The following is a 23,113-nucleotide window of genomic DNA, read 5'->3' as shown; positions in this document are numbered from 1 at the left end:
GCTCGCGGGGACGCATGGAGGATGCGCCGGGGTGAGGATGGCCTCCAATACATCGTTCCCACCCTGTTGATAGGCGCTAGCTATTCACATCTTCCCTGCGCATCTCCTTGCCGCAGCCGATCCGGGCGCGGCCGGTGCACTCGGCGTATGATGCCGCCTCCCCGGCGGCGGTGCAGACGGTCGACGAAGGGACGTGACATGCCGAACGAGGTGACGTTGGTGCAGGAGGCAGGGAAGCTCGTCCTCCTGGGCGGCGTCGTCGCCGCCATCGGCGTCGCCGCGTTCCGGAGCAGCGTTCGCGCATTTCGCGATCCCGTCGGCACGACCGAGGCGCGGCGGCGCAACCTGGAGGCACGCGGAGTACCGCGCTACACAGTGTGGGTGCCTCGCGACGCGAGGAACTGGGCTGGCATGGTCCGCTGGTCGGCGGCCTGGGGGGCCGTGTTCGGCGCCGTCCTCGCGCTCGCGGGCTTCACCGGGTTCGCCGTGGGCCTCTATCTGGAACTGATGCGCTGACTCCCGAGGCGAAGGGTGGATCACCGCATACCCGATGACGGAGTACGACATGAGGCGTCCCTGCAGCATTCCGGCACCCGCCGCCGCGGCACCGGCTGTCTCTGTAAATGGTCTGGGATCGACTGACGAGTACGCGGGGGGGCATTGAGCATGGTTCCGCTCGAGAACACGGCGACCGTCCTCCTGGCCGATTACCGGAACGCGCCGGTGCGCTACATCCTCGACACAGCCGCCGGGTTGGTGACCGAGGCACGCGCCGTCGATCCGGCGGCGGCCGAGGCCGGCGCGCTGCAACGAGGGGTGGTCGGCTTCGGCGCGTGGCAAAAGCTCCACTTTCGGCAGCGCCGACGGGTGTTCATGGCGGTCTACTCCACGGGTGAACAGCTCGTGCTCCGCATCGGGACGTTCGAGGTGCGCTGGCCCGACCCAGAACTGCGCGTAAGGCGTTCAGCCGTGTTCGCCCACGTGAAACGCTTTCGCGTCTATCGCGCCGACCAGCTCATTCTCTCGTTCCTGTATCCCTTCCTCGATTGGGACGCGTTCCCAGACAACGGCGACATCCTCACGTACGCGGAGAGCATGACCAGGACGCCGAACGTCACGATGCGAACGATCCTGCGCTTCAAGGTGATCTCCACCGGGATCGACCCCATGAGCGAGCGCTACGTGGAGGAGGTCGCTGCGGCTCTCCACGAGGCCGACCGGCGAACGGGGAAGGAGCCGTGATTCCGCCCGGGGCGAGGCGGCGCACGGGCCGCCTCGCATGCACCCGTGCTCGACCGATCCCCGTGCCCTATCCTGTGACGGCAGCCCGCGAAACTGATCAGGCTGGCCTGACTCATCGACCTGAAACACCGCCGGACGCCGCCCATGCCGTGCTCATAGCCTCAATCCGGTGGCGACAATCCGGCGGCCTCGAGCCGGCGCATCACCCAGGTCGCGTCGCCGACGAACGGGAAACTGACGAGCTCGACGCGGCGCGTGCGAAGTGACTCGGAGAGCGGCAGCGCGAACAGCGCCTGGTACGCCTTCCGACGCTCCTGAGCGGTCTTCCCGAGCGCCAGATACTCAGGCGCATCGGTGATGAGTGGATTCGGCTCGCCGAACGCATAGTGGCGGTAGCTCGACCACTTCCAGTCCTTTGGACTCTTCACCAGCCCGGCGCGCACCGGGTTCAGGTCGCCGTACCGCATGACGGTGAGCTGGTGGGCGCCGCCCTCCTGGATGCGCGGCGTGCGCATCCGTTCCATCACCACCTGACCGCGTCGGTTCCTCACCTTGTTGTACCAGCGCGCGAACTGCCCGTTCACGACCTGCCAGAAGCGGCTGAACTGCACCTGCTCCTGGCGGCACGTGCAGGTGACGTGCGGGTGGGTGCCCATCAGGCAGTACGACCGGATCTCGACGCCGTAGCGGTCCTTGTACCGACCCACGAGTTCCAGGAACTTGTCGCGCGCGCCCGGCTCCTCGAAGACGAACTCGAGGTCGTGTGCCCGCCAGGTGCAGTGATTCGACGAATCGCGCTCGACGAGCGCGAACCGGGGAACGCGGGCCATCCCAACCCGCTACGCAATTCCGGTACCAACGACCGAGCGCGACAGTTCTCACGAGCGCCGCATAGGTCCGTCCGCCGCACGGACCTGCGGTCGCCGCGCGAACCATCTGCGCCGTTTCGCTCCCGCCTGCAGCAAGGCCACGCGCAATCACGTGGTCACCGCAACTCCGGCACCGTTGCTCTCTTCCGGCACCGCCCTTGGCTTGCTACGCGGACTCCGGCACCGTTAGTCGGCAAGGGCGATCACATCCATCTCCCCTGGTGACCAACAACTCCAGCGCGGGCGAGCGCCAAACCATGCGTTTCGATCTTGACGTTCAGTGGTGCCCCGCGGGTCTCGCGCCTGGCGCCTCGCCGCGTGGCGCTCGGTTCCAGGTCACGGCGCCGTCGGACGCGCACGTCTCCGAGTTCCTCGCGTCCCTGGTTGTCGCAGTCGCTACGAGTCAGCCGATCGCGTGCGTGGCCGAGAATGCTTTCGTTCGAACGACGGGAGTCGCGCGCCGCCTTGCGTCTCACGCGATTGCCGTGGCCGGAGACGGCTTCGTGGTCGCGGAGGGAAGCGTCTCAGCACTCGCGATGCTGCTCGATACGTGGCAGGCCGAGGCGGTCTGGATGGCGTTCGGTGGCGAGGAACGCATCGACGTACTCGAGGCAGCCGTGCGTGGCCCGCGTTGGTGGGCACTTGACCGCGCCCATGGTCCCCTTGATACCGCCGGCGCGCAGCTCGGGTGCGTGATGCGTGTCGCGCTGAGCCACGCGTCTCTGGAGGCCTTCGCCGACGTGCACACCGTGCTGCGGTTCCTAGATTATGCGAGAGGGCGGATCGAGGTGCCTGCACGTTGACGCCGGATCCAGCGTGGTCCACCCGGACCACCCGACACCTCAGTCCTTGATGAGCCCCGCCGACTTCGCGGCCTGCTCGATGTTCTTGTAGGCGTCGGGCGAGGTGGGGATGAAGCGGCTGGCGCGCTGCAGGTCGAGGATGGCCTTGTCCTCGGGCTTCGCCGGATCGAGCGCGAGGAACGCGGCGCGGAGCTTCTCGACGAGCTTCGGGTCGAGGTCGCCGCGGACGGTCCAGTTGTAGTCCTGATACTCGGGCGTGGTCCACAGCACGCGGACCTTGCTGGTGTCGATCTTCTTCTCGTCCACGAGCCGCTGCCAGATCGACTCGTTCACCACGCCGGCGTCCACCTTGCCGGCCTCCACCCACTTCGCGGTCACGTCGTGCGCGCCGGAGTACGCCACCTTGGCGAAGTCCTTGTCGGGATCGATGCCGGCCTGGAGCAGGAAGTAGCGCGGCATGAGGTGGCCGGACGTCGAGCTCACCGAGCCGAACGCGAAGCTCGCGCCCTTCAGGTCCTTCAGCGACTGCGCCTTGGATGACGCGGGCACGATGAACTTGGAGTGGAAGCGGGCGTCCTCGGCGCGCTGCACGAGCGGGATGGCGTTGCCGGTGCGGCGCCGCGCCTGCACGAACGTGAAGCCGCCGTACCAGACCATGTCGAGCTTGCCGGCGGCGAGGCCTTCCACGGTGGCGGCGTAGTCGGTCACCGGCACGAACTTCACCGGGATGCCGATCTGCTTCCCGAGGTACTTGCCGAGCGGCTCGAACTTCCGCTGCAGCTCGGTGGGCGACTCGTCAGGGATGGCGCTCACCCGGAGCGCGTCGAGCGCGCGGGCGGCGGGCGGGAGGAGCAGGACGGCGGCGACGGCGAGGGCGGCGAGGCGGTGCATGGTGAGACCTCCGGATCCGGGGTGAAGAGGTGAAGGGCTCAGGTCGCGTTCGCGAGCCCGGGCGCGCAGGCGGCGCGCGGCGCGGCGCGGCTCGCGGGGCCCGCCAGGATGCGGGCCCGGAGCCAGCCGGAGAACAGGTCCACCGCGGTGACGAGCAGCACGATGGCGGCGACCAGCGTGAGCGTGCGGTGGTGCTGGAACAGGTTGAGCGAGACGTGCAGGAGCGCGCCGATGCCGCCCGCCCCCACCACGCCGAGCACGGCCGAGGCGCGGACCGCCACCTCCCAGCGGTAGAGCGTGTATGCGACGAGCTGCGGCCAGGCCTGCGGCAGTGCGCCGAGCAGCGTCGCCGCGAGCGGGCGCCCCCCGGCGCTGCGGAGCGCGGCCACCGGGCCGGGCGGCACCTCCTCGAGCGCCTCGGCGTAGAGCCGCCCGAGCACGCCGGCGTTGTGGATGCCGAGCGCGAGCGCGCCGGCGAACGGGCCGAGGCCGACCGCGAAGATGACGAGCAGGGCCCAGAGCAGCTCGGGCAGCGTGCGCAGCAGGTTCATGGCGCCGCGGGCTCCGGCCGTGAGCGCGAGCCGCGCCCCGGACCGCAGGCGCGATTCGCCGGGCGCGCCGGCCAGGCCCCGCGCGCCGGGGTGGACCGCGGCGAGCGCGAGGCCGAGCCCGAGCACGGACGCGATCGCGCTCCCGAGGATGCTCACTGCCAGCGTCTCGGCCGCCGCCGGGACGAGCGCGCGCAGGAAGCCGGGCGAGACGTCGGGCGGGAACATCGAGCCGAAGAAGCCGGCCGCGCTCCGGAGCGTGCCCCCGGAGAACAGCTCGCCGAGCGGCAGCTCGAGGTATGCCGCCGCGCCGGCGGCGAGCGCGAGCCAGGTGCCCAGGATCGCGGCGCGCCACCGGAGCGCGCCCGGGCCGGCCGGGAAGAGCCCGCGGCTCTCGGCGAGGCGCCGCCGGGCCCAGGCCGAGAGCAGGTCCACCGCGGCGACGACCGCGAACAGCGCCAGCACCAGCGTCGCCACCTCGTCGTACGCGAACATCTTCAGCGAAAGCTCGAGCTGCACGCCCATGCCGCCGGCGCCCACCAGCCCCAGCACCGCCGAGGCGCGGAGCGCGCAGTCGAGCCGGTAGAGCGCGTAGGAGGCGAGCAGCGGCGCCGACCCGGGCAGCACCGCCAGCGCGAAGGCGCGGCGCGGCGGCGCTCCGGCGGCGGCGAGCGCGCGGGCCGGCGCGCACGGCGAGGACTCCCAGATCTCGGCGAACACCTTCCCGACCACGCCGGCGTACCCGATGCCGATGGCCGCCACGCCGGCGGCCGGTCCGAGCCCGAGCGCGCGCACGAACACGAGCGCCCAGACCAGCTCCGGGACGGAGCGCATCAGGTTGAGCACCGTGCGCGCGCCGATCCACGCCGCCCGGCGCAGCGTCCCCGGCGCGTCGCCGTCGGCGCGCGCGACGCCGGGCGCGGTGGCGAGCCAGGCGAGCGGCGCCGCGAGCACGAGCGCGAGCGTCATGCCGGCGAACGCGATGGCGACAGTCTCGGCGAGCGGCCGGACCAGGAAGCGGAGGAACTCGGGCGAGTGCGCCGGCGGCCAGAACCCGCGCGCGAAGTCGGCCACGGCCGAGCGCGCCTCCGGGGCGAGCAGCGCCCCGAGGTTCCCCTCCGACAGGCGCCACGCGATCCCCAGCACCGCCGCGAGCAGGAGCCCAGGCCAGCGGAGCAGAAGCGGGAGCGGCGGGCGCTCGTGCAGCGCGGCCGCGCTCACGGCGGCACCTCGGCGCGCGCGACCTCGAGGAACGCCCGCGCCGCCGCGCTCGGGACGGGGCTGCGCCGCAGCACCGCGAAGACGTGGCGCGGGATCGAGAGCCCCTCCACCCGCACCGTGCGCACGTGCCCGCCGCGCAGGTCGTCCTCGACCGCGCGCCGCGACACGAACGCGACCCCCATGCCCGAGACCACCGCCGCCTTCAGCGCCACGAGCGCGCCGGCCTCCAGCACCACCGCGGCCGGGTCGAGCGCCGCGCCCATGTTCGCGAGGTGCTGCTCCACCACCGCGCGCGTGCCGGAGCCGGGCTCGCGATCCACCCGCGGCAGCCGGGCCGCGACCTCGAGCGTGATGGGCTCGGGCGGCAGCTCGAGCACCGGCGCGGCCACGAGCACGATCTCGTCGCGGGCCACGTCCTCGTAGGCGAGCGCCGGGTCGTCGTCGCGGGCGCCCACGAACCCGAGGTCGAGCGCGCCGTCGCGCACCGCTGCGGTCACCGCCGCCGAGTCGCTCAGGCTCAGGCTCACCCGCGTGCCCGGGTAGGCGCGCGCGAACGCGCGGACGATCGACGGCAGGAGGTGCTCGCCGGGCGTGCTGGACGCGCCGATCCGGAGCGTGCCCCCGGGCGCGACCACGGGATCGGAGGGCGGCCGGGCCGCGGGCGCGCGCGCCGGGTCGGCGGCGCCGCGCCGGGCCTCGTACAGCTCGCCGAGGTCACGGAGCGTGAGCGCCGCGGCCGGCTTGTCGAACGCGAGCGCCCCCTCCCGCAGCGCCACCACCCGGTCCACGTGGGCGAGGAGCGGCTCGATGCGGTGGGTGGAGACGACCAGCGTCCGGCCGGCGAACGCGCGCGCGAGCAGCGCGGCGATGTCGGCGGCGCGCGCCGGGTCCACCGAGGCGAGCGGCTCGTCGGCGAGGATCAGCTCCGGATCCTGGTAGAGCGTCCGCGCGATGGCGACGCGCTGCTGCTCGCCGCCGGAGAGCCGGTCCACCCGCTCGAAGATCTTGTCGCCGATGCCGACCTCGTCGAGCACCGCGCGGACGCGCGCCGCCTCTCGCCGCGAGACGAGCGCGGCGAGGGTGCGCGCGAGCGAGGTGCGGCCGAGCCGCCCGGCCACCACGTTCTGCATGGCGGTGGCCTGCGGGACGAGGAGCAGCTGCTGGTGCACGGTCCCGATGCGCGCGCGCAGCGCGCGGAGGCGGCGCGCATCGGTGTCGGCCACGGGCTGGCCCAGCACCTCCACCGTCCCCTCCGACGGCGCGAGCGAGGTGTCGAGCAGGCGAAGCAGCGTGGACTTCCCGGCGCCGCTCGGGCCGAGCAGCGCGACGCGCTCGCCGCGGCGGATCTCGAGCGTGAGCGGCCGGAGCGCGCGCACCGGCCCGTAGGCGCGCCCGGCACCGCGGAGGGTGAGCGCGGGCCCGGGGGCCGGCTTGCTTGCGGCGTCCGGCCCCGCGACGGGACCCGCGCGGGCGGCTTCCGGGCGCTGCGGCATGCCGGGCTGTGTAGTGGCGGATCGGCCGCCGGGCAAGGTCCGTGCGACCCGCGGGGGCCGTCAGCGGGGTGAAACCCGCGAGTCCGACACCGGGACGTTGCTCCGGCACCGGCAGCTTCCGGCACCGGGCGCGCGCCTGACTCCGGCACCGCCTCGCGGAGGCGCTTACTCCGGCACCGCCCTACCGCTCTCGGAGGCCCAGCGCCTCCCGGATCTCGCGCGCCTTCGCCTGCACCTTCCCCGCATTCCGCGGGCCCATGCGGAGGAGGTGCTTCTCGACCGCCCCCAGGTGCTCGAGTACCGGATCCGCGTAGGCCCATCCGGCGCCGGCCTCGGCGTGCGGGACGACCGCCACCGGCCCGGCCGGGCGCGGTGCCGCCTCGAGCCGGTGGAGCGCGCGCGCCGTGACGCGGTCGAGCACGGCGTCGGGGTAGCCCAGCAGTCGGTAGGCGGTCTCGACGGCCGGTCGCAGCGCGCGGTAGGCGGCGGCGGTCGCCTTGGGGTCGATCGACGCCACCGCGTCGGCGAAGCGGTCGTAGCGGGCGTACGACGCAGGGGCGATCACCTGCCGGCCGCCCTGCTCTGCCACCGAGAACGGTTGCTCCGGCACCAGGAACGGGAGCTGCTTCCGGGGCGAGACGCCCTCGGCCAGGTTGTCCGTGAGCACCGCCCAGAGCCGGACGAGGTCGCCCCCCGCAGCGAGCCAGCGGCGGTACTCCGGATCCGCGGAGGCGGCCTCGAGGAGCGACTTCACCTGCGCCGGGTCGGCCTGGACCGCGGCCGGCAGGGCTGCGTCCGGGGGCTTCGCCTCGGGGGCGGCTTGCTCCGGCACCGCGGGCGAGGGCGGCGGCAGCGCGCGCTGACGGTGGAACCAGAAGTAGGCGATCGCGCCGGCCACTGCCAGCGCGAGCACGATGGCCGCGACGTCGCCGCCGCGCAGCGGGCGGCGCTCGGGCTGGGTGGGCTCGGGCATGTGAACTGGATCGCTCCGTTTGGCCGGGCGCGCCAGCCCCGCGTCGAGGCGCGCACCTCGATGTCAGACCCCCCTGATATTGCGTTCAGGTCGAATGATGGAGGTGCAACGATGCGCGAACGGATGAAGACCCCGGCCCCCTGCGGGCCCATCACCGGAAACCGCCGCCTGGGCGACCCGGTGCACGAGGTGCGGGCCGCCCTGGACCGCTCGCTCGATCCCGCGTGCCGCCGCCGCGCCGAGCGGCGCGTCCGCATGATCGCGGCGTTGCTCGACCGCGGGGCGCCGACGCTGGACGTGTGACGGCGCGCTTGACGGCGCACTGGGGCGGCCGTTCTCTCTCGCCCATGCCGCCCCGCGCCGCCCGCCGCCGCCCCGCCCGCTCCATCGACCCGTCCGCCACGGCCACGTCAGCCCGCCGCGCGTCCCCGGACGCACCCGGGCGCTTCGACGCCGCCTACTACCGGCGCCATTACCGCGGGAAGGACCGCGTCCACTCGGCGGCGGAGATCGCGCGGCTCGCGAGCGGGGTATGCGGGCTCGCTGGCTGGCTCGGGGTGGAGGTGCGCTCGGTCCTCGACGTGGGCGCGGGCACCGGGCTGTGGCGGTCGTGGCTGCGCCGGCACCGACCCGCCGTCGCCTACCGCTCCGTGGACGTGTCGCCCTACGCCTGCGCGCGATATGGGCACGAGTTGCGCGACATCTCGCGGTGGCGGGCGCGGGAGCGCTTCGACCTCGTGGTCTGCCACGGGGTCCTGCACTACCTCGACGACCGCGCGGCGGCGCGGGCCATCGACAACCTGGGCGCGATGTGCCGCGGGCTCCTCTACCTGGAGGTGATCACGCGCGGCGACCTCGAGACGGTGGTGGACCTCGAGCGCACCGACACCGCCATGCACCGGCGGACCGGCGCGTGGTACCGGCGGCGGCTCGCGCGGCACTTCGTGCAGGTGGGCGCGGGCCTGTGGGCGGCGCGCCGGGCTGGCCTGCCGTTCTACGAGCTCGAGGCGGCGCGCGGCTGATCGCCGCCCCGTCCGCGCGCCCGGGTGCGCGGTCACGCGCGGGTGAACGTGCGGCCGCTCGCCGTTAGATCCCTCGCGCCATGACCTCCTCGATCCCGCAGCGGCGCCGGCTCGGCGCCACCGACCTCTCCGTCTTCCCCGTGTGCCTGGGTGGCAACGTGTTCGGCTGGACCGCCGACCGCGCCGCCAGCGTCGCCGTGCTCGACGCGTACCGCGAGGCGGGCGGCAACTTCGTGGACACCGCCGACGTCTACAGCTCGTGGGTGCCCGGCCACCGCGGCGGCGAGTCGGAGGAGGTCGTCGGCGCGTGGCTGCGGGAGCGGCGCTGCCGCGACGAGCTGGTGATCGCGACCAAGGTCGGGATGGGCGGCCCCGACGCGGCGGCCGGCCTCTCCGCGGAGAAGATCCTGCGCGCCTGCGACGGCTCGCTGCGGCGGCTCGGGGTCGAGCGGATCGACCTCTACTACGCGCACCGCGACGACGCGGCCACGCCGCTCGAGGAGACGCTCGAGGCGTTCGACCGCCTGGTGCGGGCGGGCAAGGTGCGCCACCTCGGCGCCTCCAACTACGCGGCGCCGCGGCTCGCCGCGGCGCTCGACCTCTCGGCGCGCGCCGGCTGGGCGCCGTTCGCGGTGCTCCAGCCCGAGTACAACCTCGTCGCGCGCGGCGGCTACGAGGGCGCGCTCGCCGACCTGTGCGCGGCGCGCGGGCTGGGCGTGTGCACCTACTACGCGCTCGCCTCCGGCTTCCTCACCGGCAAGTACGGCCCGGGCCTGCCGCCCCCCACCGCCCGCGCCGGCAAGGTGAACGCGCTCCTCGCCGACGCCGGCGCGATGGCGGTGCTGGCCGCGGCGCGCGAGGTGGCGCGGGCGCACGGCGCCACCGTGGCGCAGGTGGCGCTCGCGTGGCAGCTGCAGAGCCCGCGGGTCACCGCGCCCATCGCGAGCGCGACGAGCGCGGCGCAGGTGCGGGAGCTGGCGAGCGCCGTGCGGGTCGCGCTCACGGCGGAGGACGTGGCGCGGCTGGAGGGTGCGGGCGGGCGCTGATCGCCTCGCTTCAGGCGGGCAGCGCCGCGGAGCTCGCCGGCGGCGCCGAGGCGCCCGCGAGCGACTTGCGGTAGCGGTTCAGGTCGCGGACCGTCTCGAAGCTCTCGCCGAGGAGCGCGGAGAGGCTGCGCAGCATGGTCCGCACCACCCGCCGCTCGCAGGCCACGTCGAACCGGATCTGGCCGTCGAGCCAGCGGTCGAGCCAGCCCGGGTCCGGCAGCCGGCTCTGCACGGTGTCGCGCGGGAAGAGCTGCTGGTTCACGTGCAGGTTGGTGGGGTGGAGCGGCTTGCCGCTGCGACCGCTGCTCGCCATCAGCACGCCCAGCTTCGCGAAGGCGGCGCGCGCGGCGTCGCCGTGCCGCTCGAGTGCCTGGCGCATGTACCGGAGGTAGGCGCCCCCGTGGCGCCCCTCGTCCTGCGAGATGAGGCCGTACACGTGCTTCAGCACGGGCTCGGTGTGCCACTCGGCGGCGCGTCGGTACCACTGGGTCAGCCGGATCTCGCCGCAGAAGTGGAGCGCGAGCGTCTCGAGGGCGGGCGCCGGGTCGAACTCGAACCGGACCGCGTGCAGCTCGTCCTCGGTGGGCACGAGGTCGGGGCGGAAGCGGCGCAGGTACTCCATGAGCACCAGGGCGTGCTTCTGCTCCTCGTAGAACCAGATCGACATGAACGCCGAGAAGTCGCTGTCGTGCCGGTTGTCGCGCAGGAACATCTCGGTGGCGGGCAGCGCCGACCACTCGGTGATGGCGTTCATCTTCACCGTGAGCGCCTGCTCGTCGGAGAGCGCGGCCGGGTCGAAGCTCGCCCACGGCACGTCGTCCTCCAGGCTCCAGCGGGCGCGCTCCAGGGACCTGAACAGCTCGGGATACAGCACGTGGGCACCTCGTCGTCGGGAAGGCCCACTTGCCTATGGGGGGCGTGTGATGGGCGTGTCACGGCGCAGACCCGCGGATGGGGCGTCTCGCGCCGCAGCGCGGCATCTGACTCCGGCACCGGTCGCGCTGACTCCGGCACCGGTCGCCGGTCGCTCGCTGACTCCGGCACCGGTCGCGCGCGCGGTCGCGGTATCGACCCTCAGAACCCCCGCGAGGGTTACAGCAGCCCGCGCAGGAACGCCCGTGACTCCGGCACGCCGGCGAGGCGCAGCGTGGCGCGGCTGGGCGCCGGCCCCACGTGGATCGAGATCGCGCCGGGGGGCAGCGCGGCGAACATGTCCTCGTCGGTGCGGTCGTCCCCGAAGGCGGCGAGCAGGCTCCCCTCGGGCGAGGCGGCCGCCGCGCGCGCCACCACCTTCCCCTTGTCCACGCCCTGCGGCCGCACCTCGACCACCAGGGCGCCGGGCAGGATCTCCACCGGCGCGTTGGAGAGCACGGTGGAGAGGTGGAGCATGAGGTCGTGCGCCTGCGCGGCCCCGAAGTCGGGGTCGGCGGTGCGGTAGTGCCAGGCGAACCCGGCCGACTTCTCCTCCACCAACGAGCCCGGCGTGCGCGCCGCGAACTCCTCGAGGATGGCGCGGGCCGGCTCGCGCCAGGCGGTGGAGACCGACGCCGCGAGCTGCCAGGCGGTGCCGGGCAGCTTCGACCAGTAGCCGTGCTCGGCGTGGAGCCCGATCCCGAGGTCCCCGAACCAGCGGTCCACGGTGTCCCGCTGGCGCCCGGTGACGAGGTGGACCGAGTAGCCCGGGTGCCGGGCGAGCTCGCGCAGCAGGTCGCGCAGCTCGCGATCGGGACGCGCCAGCTCGGGCGTCGGCGCGAACGGCACCAGCGTCCCGTCGTAGTCGAGCAGCAGCGTGGCGTGCGGCGCAGCCCGCAGCCGCGCGCGCGCGCCCTCGACGGCCGGGCGCGCCGACACCTCCAGGCCGTGCGGCGGGGTGGCCGCGGCGGGCGCCCGCAGCCGGTCGAGGAACGTCCGCGCCCACCAGTGGACGTCGTAGCGGGTGACCCGCCGGCGCAGCCCCGCCATGCGGGTGCGCCGCTCGTCCTCCGGCATCTCCAGCGCGCGCAGGATCGCCGCCGCGGTGCCCTCCGCGTCGTACGGGTTCACCTGCACCGCCTCGGCCAGCTCGGCCGCCGCGCCGGTGAACTCCGACAGCACCAGCACGCCGTCGCCGTCGCCGCGCACCGCCACGAACTCCTTCGCCACCAGGTTCATGCCGTCGCGGATGGGCGTGACCAGCATCACGTCCGCGGCGCGGTAGAGCGCCACCACCTGCGGTCGGCTGAGCCCGCGCGACAGGTAGTGGATGGGCGACCAGGTCGGCGTGGCGAACGCGCCGTGGATGCGGCCGACGAGCCCGTCCACCTGCTCGCGGAACTGCTGGTACGCGCCCACCTCGGTGCGCGACGGGACCGCCACCTGCACCAGCCGCACCTTGCCGCGCAGCTCCGGGTGCTCGCGCAGCAGCCGCTCGTAGGCGAGCAGGCGGCGGGGGATGCCCTTCGTGTAGTCGAGCCGGTCGATCCCGACGAGCAGGTGGGTCCCGTCCTGCCGCAGGCCGCGGAACTCCTCCTCCACCTCGGCGGTGTGGGCCGTGCCGGCGAAGTCGGCCGCGTCCACGCCCATCGGGAACACGCCGATGCGGACCTCGCGCCCGCGCCAGCGGATCCGGTCCACGTCGGTCCAGGCGCCGAGCACGCGGAGCACCGAGGAGGAGAAGTGGCGCATGTAGGACGCGGTGTGAAACCCGATCAGATCGGCGCCGAGCATGCCCTCGAGCAGCGCCTCGCGGTTCGGCAGCACGCGGAACACGTCCGACGAGGGGAAGGGGATGTGCAGGAAGAAGCCGATGCGCGCGTCCGGGAGCCGCTCGCGCAGGAGCGCCGGCAGCCGGAGCAGCTGGTAGTCGTGGATCCAGATCACGTCGCCGGGCCGGGCGGTGGCCGCGACCGCGTCGGCGAAGCGCGCGTTGACGCGCTCGTACTCGGCGGCGCCGCCCATCTCCAGCGGCACCTCGCCGAGGAACGAGTGGAACACCGGCCAGAGCAGGCCGTTGGAGTAGTCCTGGTAGTAGCGCTGCACCTCCTCCTGGGTGAGGTGCACCGGCACGAGCCGCAGGTCGGAGAGCCGGGCCTCGACGCGCGCCACCTGCTCCGGCTCCAGCCCGCCAAGGTCTCCCGGCCAGCCGACCCAGGGCCCGCCCCCCTGCTCGTGCGGGCGCCGCAGCCCCGTGGCGAGGCCCCCCACGCTGGGCACCACGCGGACGCCGTCCTCCACGCGCTCCACGGTCACGGGCAGCCGGTTCGACACGATCACGACGCGCGACATCGCACCTTCCTTCGCAGGTTCCGGAGATCCGTGCCCGGCGCGCTCGGGGCGCGGCAACCGGTCGCGGTGCCGCGATCCTATCAGCCCGGTCCGTTGGTGTCCCAAGCGATCCACGCGCGGGGCGCAGGCGGACCGGGGGTGCTTTGACCGGCCGCCCTCCGGGCGCTACGGTGGTCGTCCCCCGCCGAGAGGAGGCCGAACCATGTGGGAAGCGGTCGCGATCACGTTCCGCGAGTCGTTCCAGCGGCTCGCCGTCAACGCCGCGCGGCTGGTGCCCGGCCTGCTCGCCACGCTGGTCTTCGCGCTGCTCTCGCTCGCGCTCGCGTGGGCCTGCGCGCGCCTGGTGCGCCGCATCCTGAAGGCGGTCCAGCTCGACCGGCTCCTGCGCCGGTGGGCGCCCGCCGAGGACCGCGCCCGGCTGCCGTCGCTCGTCACCTACGCCACCCGCTTCGCCTTCTGGCTCGTGTTCGCGATCGGCCTCGCGCTCAGCCTGACCTCGGTCGAGTCGCGCTGGACGAGCGCGCTCGCGGAGCGCGTGCTCGCCTACGCGCCCAGCGTCATCGTGGCGGGCGTGCTGTTCGCCGCGGCGGTGGCGCTGTCGCGCTGGGTGGAGGCGAGCGTGCTGGTGAGCGCGGTGAACATGCAGATCCGCTCGGCCCGGCTGCTCGCCACCGGCGCGCGCTGGCTGGTGACGGTGCTGGGCGGCGCCATGGCGCTGCAGCACCTCGGGGTGGGCGGCGCGCTCGTCACCATCTCGTTCTCGATCCTGTTCGGAGGGATCGTGCTGGCGCTGGCGCTGGCGGTGGGGCTCGGCTCGCGCGAGGTGGTGACGCGCTCGTGGGAGCGGCGCCTGCGCGATCGCGACGAGGCGCACCACGACGAGGAGCCGCCCCGCATCGCGCACCTGTAGGCGCGCGGCCCGCTCACCCGCGTCACCTGGTGCGGGGTGCCCTCCTGGGCCGCGGCCGGTTCGCTTGCGTGTTAGTGGATACTCACTTACATACGCCGGGTGCCGAGGTCCTCCACCCCACGCAGCGCGCGCAAGCCCGCGCCGGATCGCCGCCGCGAGATCGCCGACGCCGCCCTGCGCGTGATCGCCGCCCAGGGCGCCGCCCACTTCACCTCGCTCGCCATCGCGCGCGAGGTGGGCGTCTCCGACGCGGCGCTGTTCCGCCACTTCCCGACCAAGGACGCGATCGCCGCGGCCGCCATCGACCGGATGGAGGAGCTGCTGTTCGAGGGCTTCCCGCCGGAGGCGGCGGATCCCGTGGCGCGGCTGGGCGCGTTCTTCCGGCAGCGCGTCGCGGTCATCCGGGCCAACCCGGCCATCGCGCGCGTGTTCGCCTCCGACGACGTGGGCCTGGTGGGCGACGGCGCCGGGGCCGCGCGCCTCGAGGCGTTCCGCCGCCGGTCCACCGCGTTCGTGCGCGGCTGCCTCGTCGAGGCGAGCCTCGCGGGCGCGCTCTCGCCCGCGGCGGCGATCGAGGAGACCCAGGTGCTGGTGCTCGGCGCGCTGCTCGCGCTGGCCCACTCCCCCGGCGCGGCCAGCCGCCCCCCCGAGCTCGTCGAGCGTGTCTGGCGCACGCTCGAGACCTTCATGCGCCGGCCCGACGGCCGCGCGCCCGCCGCGGAGCGCCGTCCTCCGCGGGCCCCCCGGACCCGACGGACAGGTGAAAGGTGATCCCCGTGAACCCGAAGAAGCTGCTCGCCCCCCTCTCCCTCGCGCTCGCCGCGCTGCTCCTCCCGACCGGCGCCCGCGCGCACTGCGACACCCTCGACGGCCCGGTGGTGGTGGCCGCGAAGGCCGCGCTCGACTCCGGCAAGCTGTCCCCCGTGCTGGCGTGGGTGCAGCCCGCCGACGAGGCCGAGATCAAGGCCGCGTTCGCGAAGGCCCGCGCCGCGCGCAAGGCCGGCGGCGACGCCCGCGAGGTCGCCGACACCTGGTTCCTCGAGACGCTGGTCCGCGTGCACCGCGCCGGCGAGGGCGCGCCGTTCACGGGCCTCAAGCCCGCCGGCGGCGACCTCGACCCCGCCGTCGCCGCCATGGACCGCGCCATCGCGAAGGGCGATCCGGCCGAGGTGGAGCGGCTGCTCCAGGCGGCGGTGCACCAGGGCCTGGAGAAGCACTGGACCCGGCTGGCCGCCGAGAAGGCGCCCGCGGACGACGTGAACGCCGGCCGCCGCTGGGTGGCCGCCTACGTGCCGCTCGTGCACTGGGCCGAGGGCGTGAACGCCGCCGCCACGAAGGGTGGTGCCCACGCCGGGCACGCCCAGGCCGGCGCCGCGGATCCGCACGCCGCCCACGCGGCGCCCGCGGCCGACCCGCACGCCGCGCACGGCCGGGCGCCCGCCAAGGCCCCCGTGAAGCCGGCTGCGGACGCGAAGCACGCGCACTAAGCGACAGTTCGCGCATCCGCGGCGCCCTGCGGCGCTCGCGGATGCGCGATGTCCGGAGATCCGCATGCCCACCCCTGCCGCCGAGATCGTCACCCGCTACGCCGCCGGCGCGGCGACCCATCCCAGCGGCAAGCCGCTCGCCCCCGACGCAGCCGCCGCCTGGGCCGCCCTCGGCCGCCCCGACGCCGGCCGGCTGGGGGCGGCGCGGGTTCGCGACTCGGCGCGCCGGGAGTGGCTCCTCGAGGCGCACCGCGAGCTCGCGCGCGGGCGGTTCGTGGTGCTCCGCCCGGCTCACGGCGACAACGAGCCGTTCCGCGCCTCGGCGGACGGCTACCGGCCCGAGGCCTACCTCCCCATCACCGAGCAGGAGTGGCTCCTGCTGGCCCTGCTCGCGGCCGGGCACGACGGCGACGCCGGCCGCGACGACCCCGAGCTGGCCGGCGCGGTCTTCCCCCTGGTGGACCGGATGGTCCGCGACGCGCAGCACCGGCAGCTCATGGGCGAGGCGTCCGACGAGGACGACGATGACGAGGAGGCGCCGTGACCGCGCAAGAGGCGGGTCCGCGCGACGCAGGTCCGATCTCGCGGTTCCTCTCCGACGACCACCTGCGCCTGCACGGGCTCCTCGCCCGGGCGGTCGCCGATCCGGCCGCCATCGACCGCGGGCCCTACGACGCGTTCCGCGGCGGCCTGCTGCGCCACATCGCGCTGGAGGAGAAGGTGCTGCTCCCGGCCGCGCGCGAGGCGCAGGGCGGCGAGCCGCTCCCGCTGGCGCGGCGCCTGCGCGTCGAGCACGGCGCCATCGCCTCGCTCCTCGTCCCCACGCCGACGCACGCGCTGGTGGCCGAGATCCGCAAGATCCTCGACCCGCACAACCTGCTGGAGGAGGCGCCGGACGGCCTCTACGCCACCTGCGACGGGCTGCTCGCCGCCCGCGCGGACGAGCTCGTCGCGCGGATGGCCGCGTACCCCGCGGTGAAGGTGGCCGCGTACAACGACGGGCCGCGCGTGCTGCGCACCGCCGAGGCGGCGCTGGAGCAGTCGGCGAAGCAGGCCGAGGCGCGGTCCGGCCCGCGGTGATCGAGCGGCCGGCCGCGGCTCAGCGCGCGGCCCGCGCGCCGGGCAGCTCGCAGGCGTGGACCTCGACCGTCAGGTGCACCACGTCCGGGAACGCGCGCAGCCGCTCCTTGTACTCGGCGGGCGCGCGCGGCGCGGTCGAGACCACCGAGACGATCGCGGCGAGGTGGCGCGGCCCCACGCGCCACAGGTGCAGGTCCGCCACCCGATCCTCGCCCTGCTCCAGCGCGGCGCGGATGGCGGTGCGCCGTCCCTCCCCCACCTCCGCGTCGAGCAGCACCGCGCCGGTGTCGCGGAGCAGGCCCACCGACCAGCGCGCGATCACCAGCGCGCCGACGATCCCCATCACCGGGTCCATCCAGGTCCAGCCGAGCACCCGCCCCGCGAGCAGCGCCACGATGGCGAGCACCGAGGTGAGCGCGTCGGCGAGCACGTGCAGGTAGGCGGCGCGCAGGTTGTGGTCCCGGTGCTCGGCGTGGCCGTGGTCGGGGTGCGCGTGAGCGTGCTCGCCGTCGTGGTGCGCGTGATGGCCGTGGTGGCCGTGGTCGTGGTCGTCGTGGTCGTGGTCGTGATCGTGATCGCCGTGGCCGTGCGCGTGGCCGTGGTCCTCGTCGCGCAGCAGGAACGCGCTGAACAGGTTCACGAGCAGGCCCAGCACCGCGACGCCGATCGCCTGGTCGAAGCGGATCGCGACCGGCGAGGCGAGCCGGACGGCGCTCTCGCCGAGCACGAGCAGCGCCACCACCGCCAGGCCGACCGCGCTCGCGAACCCGCCGAGCGCGCCGACCTTGCCGGTGCCGAAGCTGTAGCGCGGGTCGGCGGCGTGCCGCCGCGCGTAGGCGTAGGCGAACGCCGCCACGCCGAGCGCCGCCGCGTGCGTCCCCATGTGCCAGCCGTCGGCGAGCAGCGCCATCGAGCCGAACATCATGCCGGCGGCGATCTCGCCGACCATCATGGCGAGCGTGAGCGCCACCACCCAGCGGGTGCGCCGCTCGCCGCTCGCCTCCACCGCCGTGCCGAACGCGTGTCCGTGCTTCCAGGGTCCGAGATCCTCGAGGTGCATGGGGGCGGGAGTATAGCGCCACGCGCCCGGGCCGCCGCCGCCGCGTCCACCATACCGGACGTTCATCCGCTATCCGCTTGACGGGAGCTTCGTCCGTTATCTAGGATGGCGCCATGACCCAGCACGTGAAGGCGGCGATCGAGGGGCTCGCGGCGGCGGTGACCGCGGAGCCGCACAGGGCGCGCGCGACGTTCCGCGCGACGACGATCTCGGAGGGCGCGGGGCTCGCCACCCGCTCGGTGGTGCGCGGCTTCGAGGTGCCCCTCGACGAGCCGCGCGAGCTCGGCGGCACCGACACCGGGCCGAACCCGGTGGAGGCGGTGCTCGCGGCGCTGGGGAGCTGCCAGGCCATCGTCTACCGCGCCCTCGCCGCGGCGCAGGGGCTCCAGCTCGAGCGCGTCGAGGTCGTGGCGACCGGGGTGCTGGACGTGCGCGGCTTCCTGGGCGCGGCGCCGGTGTCGCCCGGGTTCGAGCGCGTGACGTTCCGGACCCGGCTCACGTCCCCCGAGCCGCTGGAGCGGCTCCGCGCGCTCGCCCGCCAGGTGGAGGCGCAGTGCCCGGTGCTGGACGTGCTGCAGCGGCCGCTGGACGTGCGCGGCGAGCTGGAGCTCGTGTCGATCCCCGCCGCCGGCCGCGCGGCCTGAGACCGCGGACGCCTGCGACGTCGGATCCGGGGCGAACGGGCGAGCCCGCACGACCGGCGCCGGGGCCCGTGGGGCGGCGTAGCATGGACGCAGCTCGGGGACCGCGCGCCGGACCGCGACGGCCCACCGTGAAGGCCGATAGCGAGGAGGCGTCCCTCCTCCTGTCCGGGCGCCAGGACGTGGCCCGCACACGGCACGCGCGGCACGGGAAGCACCCCCGGGCAAAGAAGGGCCGCCACGGCGCACGGCGGCCCTTCGACGTGCCGGACCCTCCGCCATCCCGTCGCCCCCACCGGCCCCCGCGACCGCGGCCCGCCGCGGTGCGATCCTGGCGGCGAGGCTCCCGTGACCGCCGCGTCCCCCCTCCACCTCCGCCCCGCGCCGCCCGGCGCGCTCGAGCTGCGCGCGTGGCACGAGGCCGGGCACGCGGTGGTGGCGCTGCTCGAGGGCTTCGAGCTCCGCCGCGTCACCATCGCCCGCCGCGGCGACGTGGGCGGCTCGTGCGAGTACCGCTACCGCACCCGCGCGCAGCGCTCCCGCCGGGCGGTCGGCCGGACCGTGCGCGCCGCGGTGGCGGTGGCGCTCGCGGGGAGCGTGGCGCAGGACGCCGCCGCGCTGGGCCGCGGGTTCGCGGCGGGGGACGCGCGCACCGGCCGCCCGTTCGCGCCGTTCGCCCCCGGCTCCGAGGACGACGCGCGCATCGCGCTCCGGTTCACCGCGCGCCTGCACCGGGGCGCCGCCGCGCAGCGCGCCTACCTGCGCCGCATGCGCCGCCGCGTCGAGCGGGTCCTCGACGATCCGGTGGTGCGCACCGCGGTGGCGGCGCTCGCGCGCGCGCTCCTGCGGGACCGGACGATGACCGGCCCGCGCGCGACGGCGGCGGTGGGGCGCGCGGTGCGGCGGGCCGGCGGGTCAGGCGCGGAGGCCGGAGGCGGCCACCAGCGCGGCGGCGCCGGCGAGCAGCGCGATCCAGGCCAGCGCGGCGGCGCCCGCGAGGCGGCGCTGGAGCGCGGGGAGCGGGCCGGCCAGCGACGGGACGCGGCGGAACGGCTGGAGCACGCCCACGGCCACGCCGGCCACGCAGCCGGCCAGGAGGGCCGCGTGGAGCGGATAGCCCACCCAGCCCTGCTCCGGCTGCAGCAGGCAGAACGGGCAGCGGTGCCCGGGCGCCTCGTACACGTAGGGTGACACCCAGGCGATCACCCCGGCGGCGGCCGCGGGCCCGGCCAGGGCCGACAGGCCGGCCACCGCCCACGCGCCGCGCCCGGTCCGGCGCAGGACGAGCGCGGCCACCGCGGCCGCGCCCGGGACCGCGTACAGGAGCGCGCCGGCCGCGCGCGGGGGCAGCCAGGCCAGCCCCGCCCACCCGCCGCGCCCCTCGCGCCCGAACAGGCTCCCGCAGCAGGAGGTGATGATCTCGGGCCGGAGCGCGAGGAAGTGGGCGGCCTGCAGCGCCGCGCCGGCCACGACCGGGATGGCCACCGCCGGGAGCAGCGCGTGCTTCACGCGCACCAGCGGCTGGTCGGGCGCGAGCCCGTCGGCGCGGTCGAGCGCGAGCCAGGCCCCGGCGAGCACGGTCGCCGCGAGCTGGACCGCGAGCGCCGGCCAGCCGTACGGGCTCGCCGAGAGCGTGCCCGCCGCGCACATGGCGCCGGTGAACATGGGCGCGAGCGCGTCGGACGCGTGGACGAACAGCGCCAGCGACGCGAGCTGCACCGCGAGCGCGGTCCGCACCAGCACGCCCACCAGCAGCGCCCGCCGCTCCAGGCGGAGCTGCGCGCGGCTCCCGCTCGAGGGATCCCAGCGGCGCACCACCGGCGCCGCCCAGCGGAGCGCATAGAGGAGGAAGCCGCTCGACGCCGCCGCCCCCGCCTGCAGCGCCAGCACCGGCGGGCTCAGGATCACGGCTCGGCCCCGGGCGCCACGATCCGGCCGTCGCGCATGCGCACCACGCGGTCCACGCAGTCCGCGGCGTACACGAGGGGATCGTGGCTGGCGACCACCACGGTCTTGCCCTCGGCCTTCAGCCCCCGCACGATCTCCATGAGCGCGCGGGCCCGGGCGCTGTCGAGGTGCGCGGTGGGCTCGTCGGCGACGATCACCTTCGGATCGTCCACCAGCGCGCGCGCCAGCGCCACCCGCTGCGCCTCGCCGCCGGAGAGCCGGCCGGCGCGGACCCCGGCGCGGCCCTCCACCCCGAGCCGCGCCAGCGCCGCCCGCGCCCGCGCCTCGACGTCGCGGCGCGGCTCGCCGGAGGGCAAGGCGGGCAGCATCACGTTCTCGAGCGCGGAGAGCGCGGGCACGAGGTGGAACTGCTGGAACACGAAGCCGAAGGTCCGCCGCCGCAGCGCCGCCAGGAAGCGCTCGGGCAGGCTGGTGAGCTCGCGGCCGTCGAGGAAGATGCGTCCCTCGGTGGGCCGGGCCATGGCGCCGAGCAGCGTGAGCAGCGTGGTCTTCCCGGAGCCGCTCGGCCCCACCAGCACCGTCACCGCCCCGCCGGCCACCTCCAGCGTGACCCGGTCCACCGCGGCGAGCGCGCCGGGCCGCCCCTCGTCGAACACCTTGGTGACCTCGCGGAGCTGGATCACGCGTCGCCCCGCATGAGCGCGTCGGGGTCCACCGTGGCGGCCCGCCAGCAGGGGACCACCGTCGCCGCGACGTAGGGGATCACCGTGAGGAAGAGCAGCGTCGCGAGCGCCAGCGGCTGGACGGGCGGCGCCGGGCGCAGGTCCGGGTAGAGCGCCGCCCAGCCCTCCAGGATCGGGCGGAGGAGCACCGCGCCGCCCAGGAACACGTGCGCGTAGGCGGCCAGCGCCCCGATCGCGAACGCGGACACCGACACCGCCGCCCCCTCCCACGCCTTCGCCGCGAGCACGTCGCGGGTGTCCCAGCCGAGCGCCTTCAGGATGCCCAGCTCGTGCCGCTCCTCCGCGGAGAGCCCGCTGGCCCGGTCCCACGCCAGGATCGCGAACGCCAGCACCGCGCCGGCGAGCACCGCGGCGGCGAGCCCGCTCCGCCAGTCGAGCACGGCGTCGTAGGTGCGGATCATCTCGGCGCGCGTCACCACCCGCGCGTCCGGGAACATGCGGACGATCTTCTCGGCCAGCCTCGTCACCTCGTCCGGGTTCGGGACCGCCACCGCCACGTCGGTGAACCGCCCCGGCTCGGCGCCGAACAGCGCGCGGTAGTCGCTCTCGGAGACGAGCAGCAGATCCGACGCGACCAGCTCGACCGCAGGCGACGCGATCGCCGCGACGCCGAGGTCGAGCGCCTCGCCGTCGTAGGTGCGCAGCGGGAGGCGGTCGCCCTGCTTCAGCCCGAGCACCCGCGCCACGCCCGGCCCGGCCACCGCGCCGCCCGGGCTCGCCCACCCGCCGTCGGGCACCATCACGGTGAGGTTCGCGCCGCTCACCGGCTCGAAGTAGTAGCCCCACAGCCGGCCGCGCGCGCCGGAGACGCCGCGCAGCGTGCCGAGCGTCTCCACCCAGCCGGCCGGCACCTGCTCGTGCCGCCCCGCGGCCATGCGCTGCACCACCACGTCCGGCGCCCCGCGGAGCGCGGCGCGCACCTGCTCGCGCAGGCCGCCGGTGAACAGCAGCACCGAGGCGAGCGCGAACACCAGCAGCGCGTGCACGGCCACGAGCGCCGCGGTCTTCCCGCGCCGGCGGCCGAGCGCGCCGAGCGCGAAGTCGAGGAGCGAGCGCTGCCGCTCCAGCGCGCCTCGCAGCGTCACCGCGCCCCCGCGGTGAGCGAGCCCGACGGGAAGTGCTCGAGCGCGCGCGGGTGGTCCTGGAACGGCGCGAAGCGATCGGCCTGGGAGAGGTGGCGCGTGTAGCGCGCGTCGTTGAACAGGCACGGGTCGGTCAGCCCGAGCCGCGCCACGAGGCGCGCCTGCTCCTCCGCCGCCGGCCGGGCCGCGGACCGCCGCGCGCGCGCGTCGGCGAGCGCCGCCGCCCCGAGCGCGGCCGCGACGGCGAGCGCCGCCAGGAACCGGTCGGAGCGCCGGAGGCTCACCGCAGCGCCTCCAGCACCGCGGGCGTGGCGTCGTCGAAGCGCAGGATCCGCTCGCCGCGGTGCTCGGCCAGGAACGCCTTCGCGTCGCCCTCGCGCGCGAACGCGACGAGCTCGGCGCCCATGGGCCCGCGCACGTCGCCGCCGATCACGTAGAACGCGCCCCGGCCGTCGATGGGGCGGGCCGAGTAGTAGTCGGTCACGAAGATCGCGGCGACGTCGCCCTGCGCGCGGCCGGGCGCGTGCCGCGGCAGGTCGTGCCAGTACGCGAGCAGGTCCTTCACGCCGTCGAAGAACGCCACCTCGCCGTCGCGGTAGCGGATCGACGTGACCCACTGCGGGAACTTCGCCACCAGCATGCCGCAGACGGCGCAGCGGTCCTTCGGGCCGGGCGCCGGCGCGGCCGCGGCGGCCGGGGCGGCGGGCGCGCCCGGGCCGGCGGCGGCGGGTGCGGCCAGGGTGGCAAGGCTGGCGAACGTGGCGATCAGGACGAGGGGTCGCAGGGGGGACATCGCAGGGCTCCGTCGGTGGTCCGACGATGGTAGGCCC

The 23,113-nt window shown here is 75.4% G+C and carries 25 protein-coding genes; 12 read left to right on the top strand and 13 right to left on the bottom strand.

Annotated elements, in window-relative coordinates; translation table 11 throughout:
* Window positions 1–198: 198 nt before the first annotated feature.
* Both ADEH_RS02375 and ADEH_RS02370 read left to right on the top strand, forming a co-directional pair.
* Window positions 199–516 (top strand): hypothetical protein, encoded by a 318-nt coding sequence (locus tag ADEH_RS02375; RefSeq protein ID WP_041453279.1) that lies wholly within the window; start codon window positions 199–201, stop codon window positions 514–516.
* Between the two features lie 150 nt (window positions 517–666).
* Window positions 667–1,242, top strand: coding sequence for a hypothetical protein (locus ADEH_RS02370; RefSeq protein ID WP_011419519.1), 576 nt, complete (start codon window positions 667–669; stop codon window positions 1,240–1,242).
* Between the two features lie 161 nt (window positions 1,243–1,403).
* Here ADEH_RS02370 and ADEH_RS02365 read toward each other — a convergent pair whose 3' ends face one another.
* Entirely contained in the window at window positions 1,404–2,072 is a 669-nt protein-coding gene (locus ADEH_RS02365; RefSeq protein ID WP_011419518.1) for a transposase, read from the bottom strand.
* A gap of 260 nt (window positions 2,073–2,332) precedes the next feature.
* Between ADEH_RS02365 and ADEH_RS02360 the strand changes: the two genes are divergently transcribed.
* Window positions 2,333–2,914: a hypothetical protein gene (locus ADEH_RS02360; protein WP_157061335.1), complete on the top strand. Its 582-nt coding sequence runs from the start codon at window positions 2,333–2,335 to the stop codon at window positions 2,912–2,914.
* A 39-nt stretch (window positions 2,915–2,953) separates the two neighbouring features.
* Here ADEH_RS02360 and ADEH_RS02355 read toward each other — a convergent pair whose 3' ends face one another.
* The 4 genes from ADEH_RS02355 to ADEH_RS02340 form a co-directional block, all read right to left on the bottom strand.
* Window positions 2,954–3,805, bottom strand: a complete 852-nt coding sequence (locus ADEH_RS02355) for a putative selenate ABC transporter substrate-binding protein (protein WP_011419516.1) — start codon at window positions 3,803–3,805, stop codon at window positions 2,954–2,956.
* A gap of 38 nt (window positions 3,806–3,843) precedes the next feature.
* Entirely contained in the window at window positions 3,844–5,574 is a 1,731-nt protein-coding gene (locus ADEH_RS02350; protein WP_011419515.1) for a PhnE/PtxC family ABC transporter permease, read from the bottom strand.
* Window positions 5,571–7,067, bottom strand: a complete 1,497-nt coding sequence (locus ADEH_RS02345) for a LysR substrate-binding domain-containing protein (protein WP_011419514.1) — start codon at window positions 7,065–7,067, stop codon at window positions 5,571–5,573. Before ADEH_RS02345 ends, ADEH_RS02350 begins: the two co-directional genes overlap by 4 nt.
* 181 nt (window positions 7,068–7,248) lie before the next feature.
* Complete coding sequence (locus ADEH_RS02340) at window positions 7,249–8,040, bottom strand: DUF3014 domain-containing protein (protein WP_011419513.1); 792 nt, start codon at window positions 8,038–8,040, stop codon at window positions 7,249–7,251.
* A gap of 123 nt (window positions 8,041–8,163) precedes the next feature.
* On the opposite strand from ADEH_RS02340, the gene ADEH_RS02335 reads away from it, so the two are divergent.
* From ADEH_RS02335 to ADEH_RS02325, 3 genes are all read left to right on the top strand, one after another.
* Entirely contained in the window at window positions 8,164–8,343 is a 180-nt protein-coding gene (locus tag ADEH_RS02335; RefSeq protein ID WP_232287410.1) for a hypothetical protein, read from the top strand.
* A gap of 44 nt (window positions 8,344–8,387) precedes the next feature.
* The gene (locus ADEH_RS02330; RefSeq protein WP_011419512.1) at window positions 8,388–9,062 is read left to right on the top strand and encodes a class I SAM-dependent methyltransferase; all 675 of its coding nucleotides are present in this window, start codon (window positions 8,388–8,390) and stop codon (window positions 9,060–9,062) included.
* A gap of 80 nt (window positions 9,063–9,142) precedes the next feature.
* Window positions 9,143–10,108, top strand: a complete 966-nt coding sequence (locus tag ADEH_RS02325) for an aldo/keto reductase (RefSeq protein ID WP_011419511.1) — start codon at window positions 9,143–9,145, stop codon at window positions 10,106–10,108.
* A gap of 10 nt (window positions 10,109–10,118) precedes the next feature.
* Here ADEH_RS02325 and ADEH_RS02320 read toward each other — a convergent pair whose 3' ends face one another.
* On the bottom strand, window positions 10,119–10,982 hold the full coding sequence (locus ADEH_RS02320) for a ferritin (RefSeq protein ID WP_011419510.1): 864 nt from the start codon (window positions 10,980–10,982) through the stop codon (window positions 10,119–10,121).
* 218 nt (window positions 10,983–11,200) lie between these two features.
* Window positions 11,201–13,372: a bifunctional alpha,alpha-trehalose-phosphate synthase (UDP-forming)/trehalose-phosphatase gene (locus ADEH_RS02315; protein WP_011419509.1), complete on the bottom strand. Its 2,172-nt coding sequence runs from the start codon at window positions 13,370–13,372 to the stop codon at window positions 11,201–11,203.
* 202 nt (window positions 13,373–13,574) lie between these two features.
* On the opposite strand from ADEH_RS02315, the gene ADEH_RS02310 reads away from it, so the two are divergent.
* The 5 genes from ADEH_RS02310 (at window position 13,575) to ADEH_RS02290 (ending at window position 16,849) form a co-directional block, all read left to right on the top strand.
* Entirely contained in the window at window positions 13,575–14,282 is a 708-nt protein-coding gene (locus tag ADEH_RS02310) for a hypothetical protein (RefSeq protein ID WP_011419508.1), read from the top strand.
* 99 nt (window positions 14,283–14,381) lie between these two features.
* Window positions 14,382–15,053 (top strand): TetR/AcrR family transcriptional regulator, encoded by a 672-nt coding sequence (locus ADEH_RS02305; protein ID WP_011419507.1) that lies wholly within the window; start codon window positions 14,382–14,384, stop codon window positions 15,051–15,053.
* Window positions 15,054–15,058: 5 nt separating this feature from the next.
* Window positions 15,059–15,769 carry a DUF6448 family protein gene (locus tag ADEH_RS02300; RefSeq protein WP_011419506.1) on the top strand — a complete coding sequence of 237 codons (711 nt, stop codon included), beginning with the start codon at window positions 15,059–15,061 and terminating at the stop codon, window positions 15,767–15,769.
* Between the two features lie 64 nt (window positions 15,770–15,833).
* Window positions 15,834–16,313, top strand: coding sequence for a hypothetical protein (locus ADEH_RS02295; RefSeq protein WP_011419505.1), 480 nt, complete (start codon window positions 15,834–15,836; stop codon window positions 16,311–16,313).
* Entirely contained in the window at window positions 16,310–16,849 is a 540-nt protein-coding gene (locus ADEH_RS02290) for a hemerythrin domain-containing protein (RefSeq protein ID WP_011419504.1), read from the top strand. Before ADEH_RS02295 ends, ADEH_RS02290 begins: the two co-directional genes overlap by 4 nt.
* A 19-nt stretch (window positions 16,850–16,868) precedes the next feature.
* Here the strand turns inward: ADEH_RS02290 and dmeF are convergent, their stop codons facing one another.
* On the bottom strand, window positions 16,869–17,909 hold the full coding sequence (gene dmeF / locus ADEH_RS02285; protein WP_041453276.1) for a CDF family Co(II)/Ni(II) efflux transporter DmeF: 1,041 nt from the start codon (window positions 17,907–17,909) through the stop codon (window positions 16,869–16,871).
* Between the two features lie 113 nt (window positions 17,910–18,022).
* On the opposite strand from dmeF, the gene ADEH_RS02280 reads away from it, so the two are divergent.
* The gene (locus ADEH_RS02280) at window positions 18,023–18,553 is read left to right on the top strand and encodes an OsmC family protein (protein WP_011419502.1); all 531 of its coding nucleotides are present in this window, start codon (window positions 18,023–18,025) and stop codon (window positions 18,551–18,553) included.
* Between the two features lie 912 nt (window positions 18,554–19,465).
* Here the strand turns inward: ADEH_RS02280 and ADEH_RS02270 are convergent.
* From ADEH_RS02270 to ADEH_RS02250, 5 genes are read right to left on the bottom strand one after another with little or no spacing between them, the layout of a single operon-like run.
* Window positions 19,466–20,458 carry a hypothetical protein gene (locus ADEH_RS02270; RefSeq protein ID WP_011419501.1) on the bottom strand — a complete coding sequence of 331 codons (993 nt, stop codon included), beginning with the start codon at window positions 20,456–20,458 and terminating at the stop codon, window positions 19,466–19,468.
* Window positions 20,455–21,141 (bottom strand): ABC transporter ATP-binding protein, encoded by a 687-nt coding sequence (locus ADEH_RS02265; protein ID WP_011419500.1) that lies wholly within the window; start codon window positions 21,139–21,141, stop codon window positions 20,455–20,457. Before ADEH_RS02265 ends, ADEH_RS02270 begins: the two co-directional genes overlap by 4 nt.
* A complete protein-coding gene (locus ADEH_RS02260) occupies window positions 21,138–22,286 on the bottom strand; it encodes an ABC transporter permease (protein WP_011419499.1) in 1,149 nt (382 codons plus the stop codon). The genes ADEH_RS02265 and ADEH_RS02260 overlap by 4 nt, the downstream gene beginning before the upstream one ends.
* Window positions 22,283–22,567 (bottom strand): hypothetical protein, encoded by a 285-nt coding sequence (locus ADEH_RS02255; protein WP_011419498.1) that lies wholly within the window; start codon window positions 22,565–22,567, stop codon window positions 22,283–22,285. The genes ADEH_RS02260 and ADEH_RS02255 overlap by 4 nt, the downstream gene beginning before the upstream one ends.
* Window positions 22,564–23,076, bottom strand: a complete 513-nt coding sequence (locus tag ADEH_RS02250; RefSeq protein ID WP_011419497.1) for a nitrous oxide reductase accessory protein NosL — start codon at window positions 23,074–23,076, stop codon at window positions 22,564–22,566. The genes ADEH_RS02255 and ADEH_RS02250 overlap by 4 nt, the downstream gene beginning before the upstream one ends.
* Window positions 23,077–23,113 lie beyond the last annotated feature (37 nt).

This window comes from Anaeromyxobacter dehalogenans 2CP-C, assembly GCF_000013385.1.
Lineage (GTDB): Bacteria > Myxococcota > Myxococcia > Myxococcales > Anaeromyxobacteraceae > Anaeromyxobacter > Anaeromyxobacter dehalogenans_B.
This window is presented reverse-complemented; position numbering and strand designations above follow the sequence as displayed.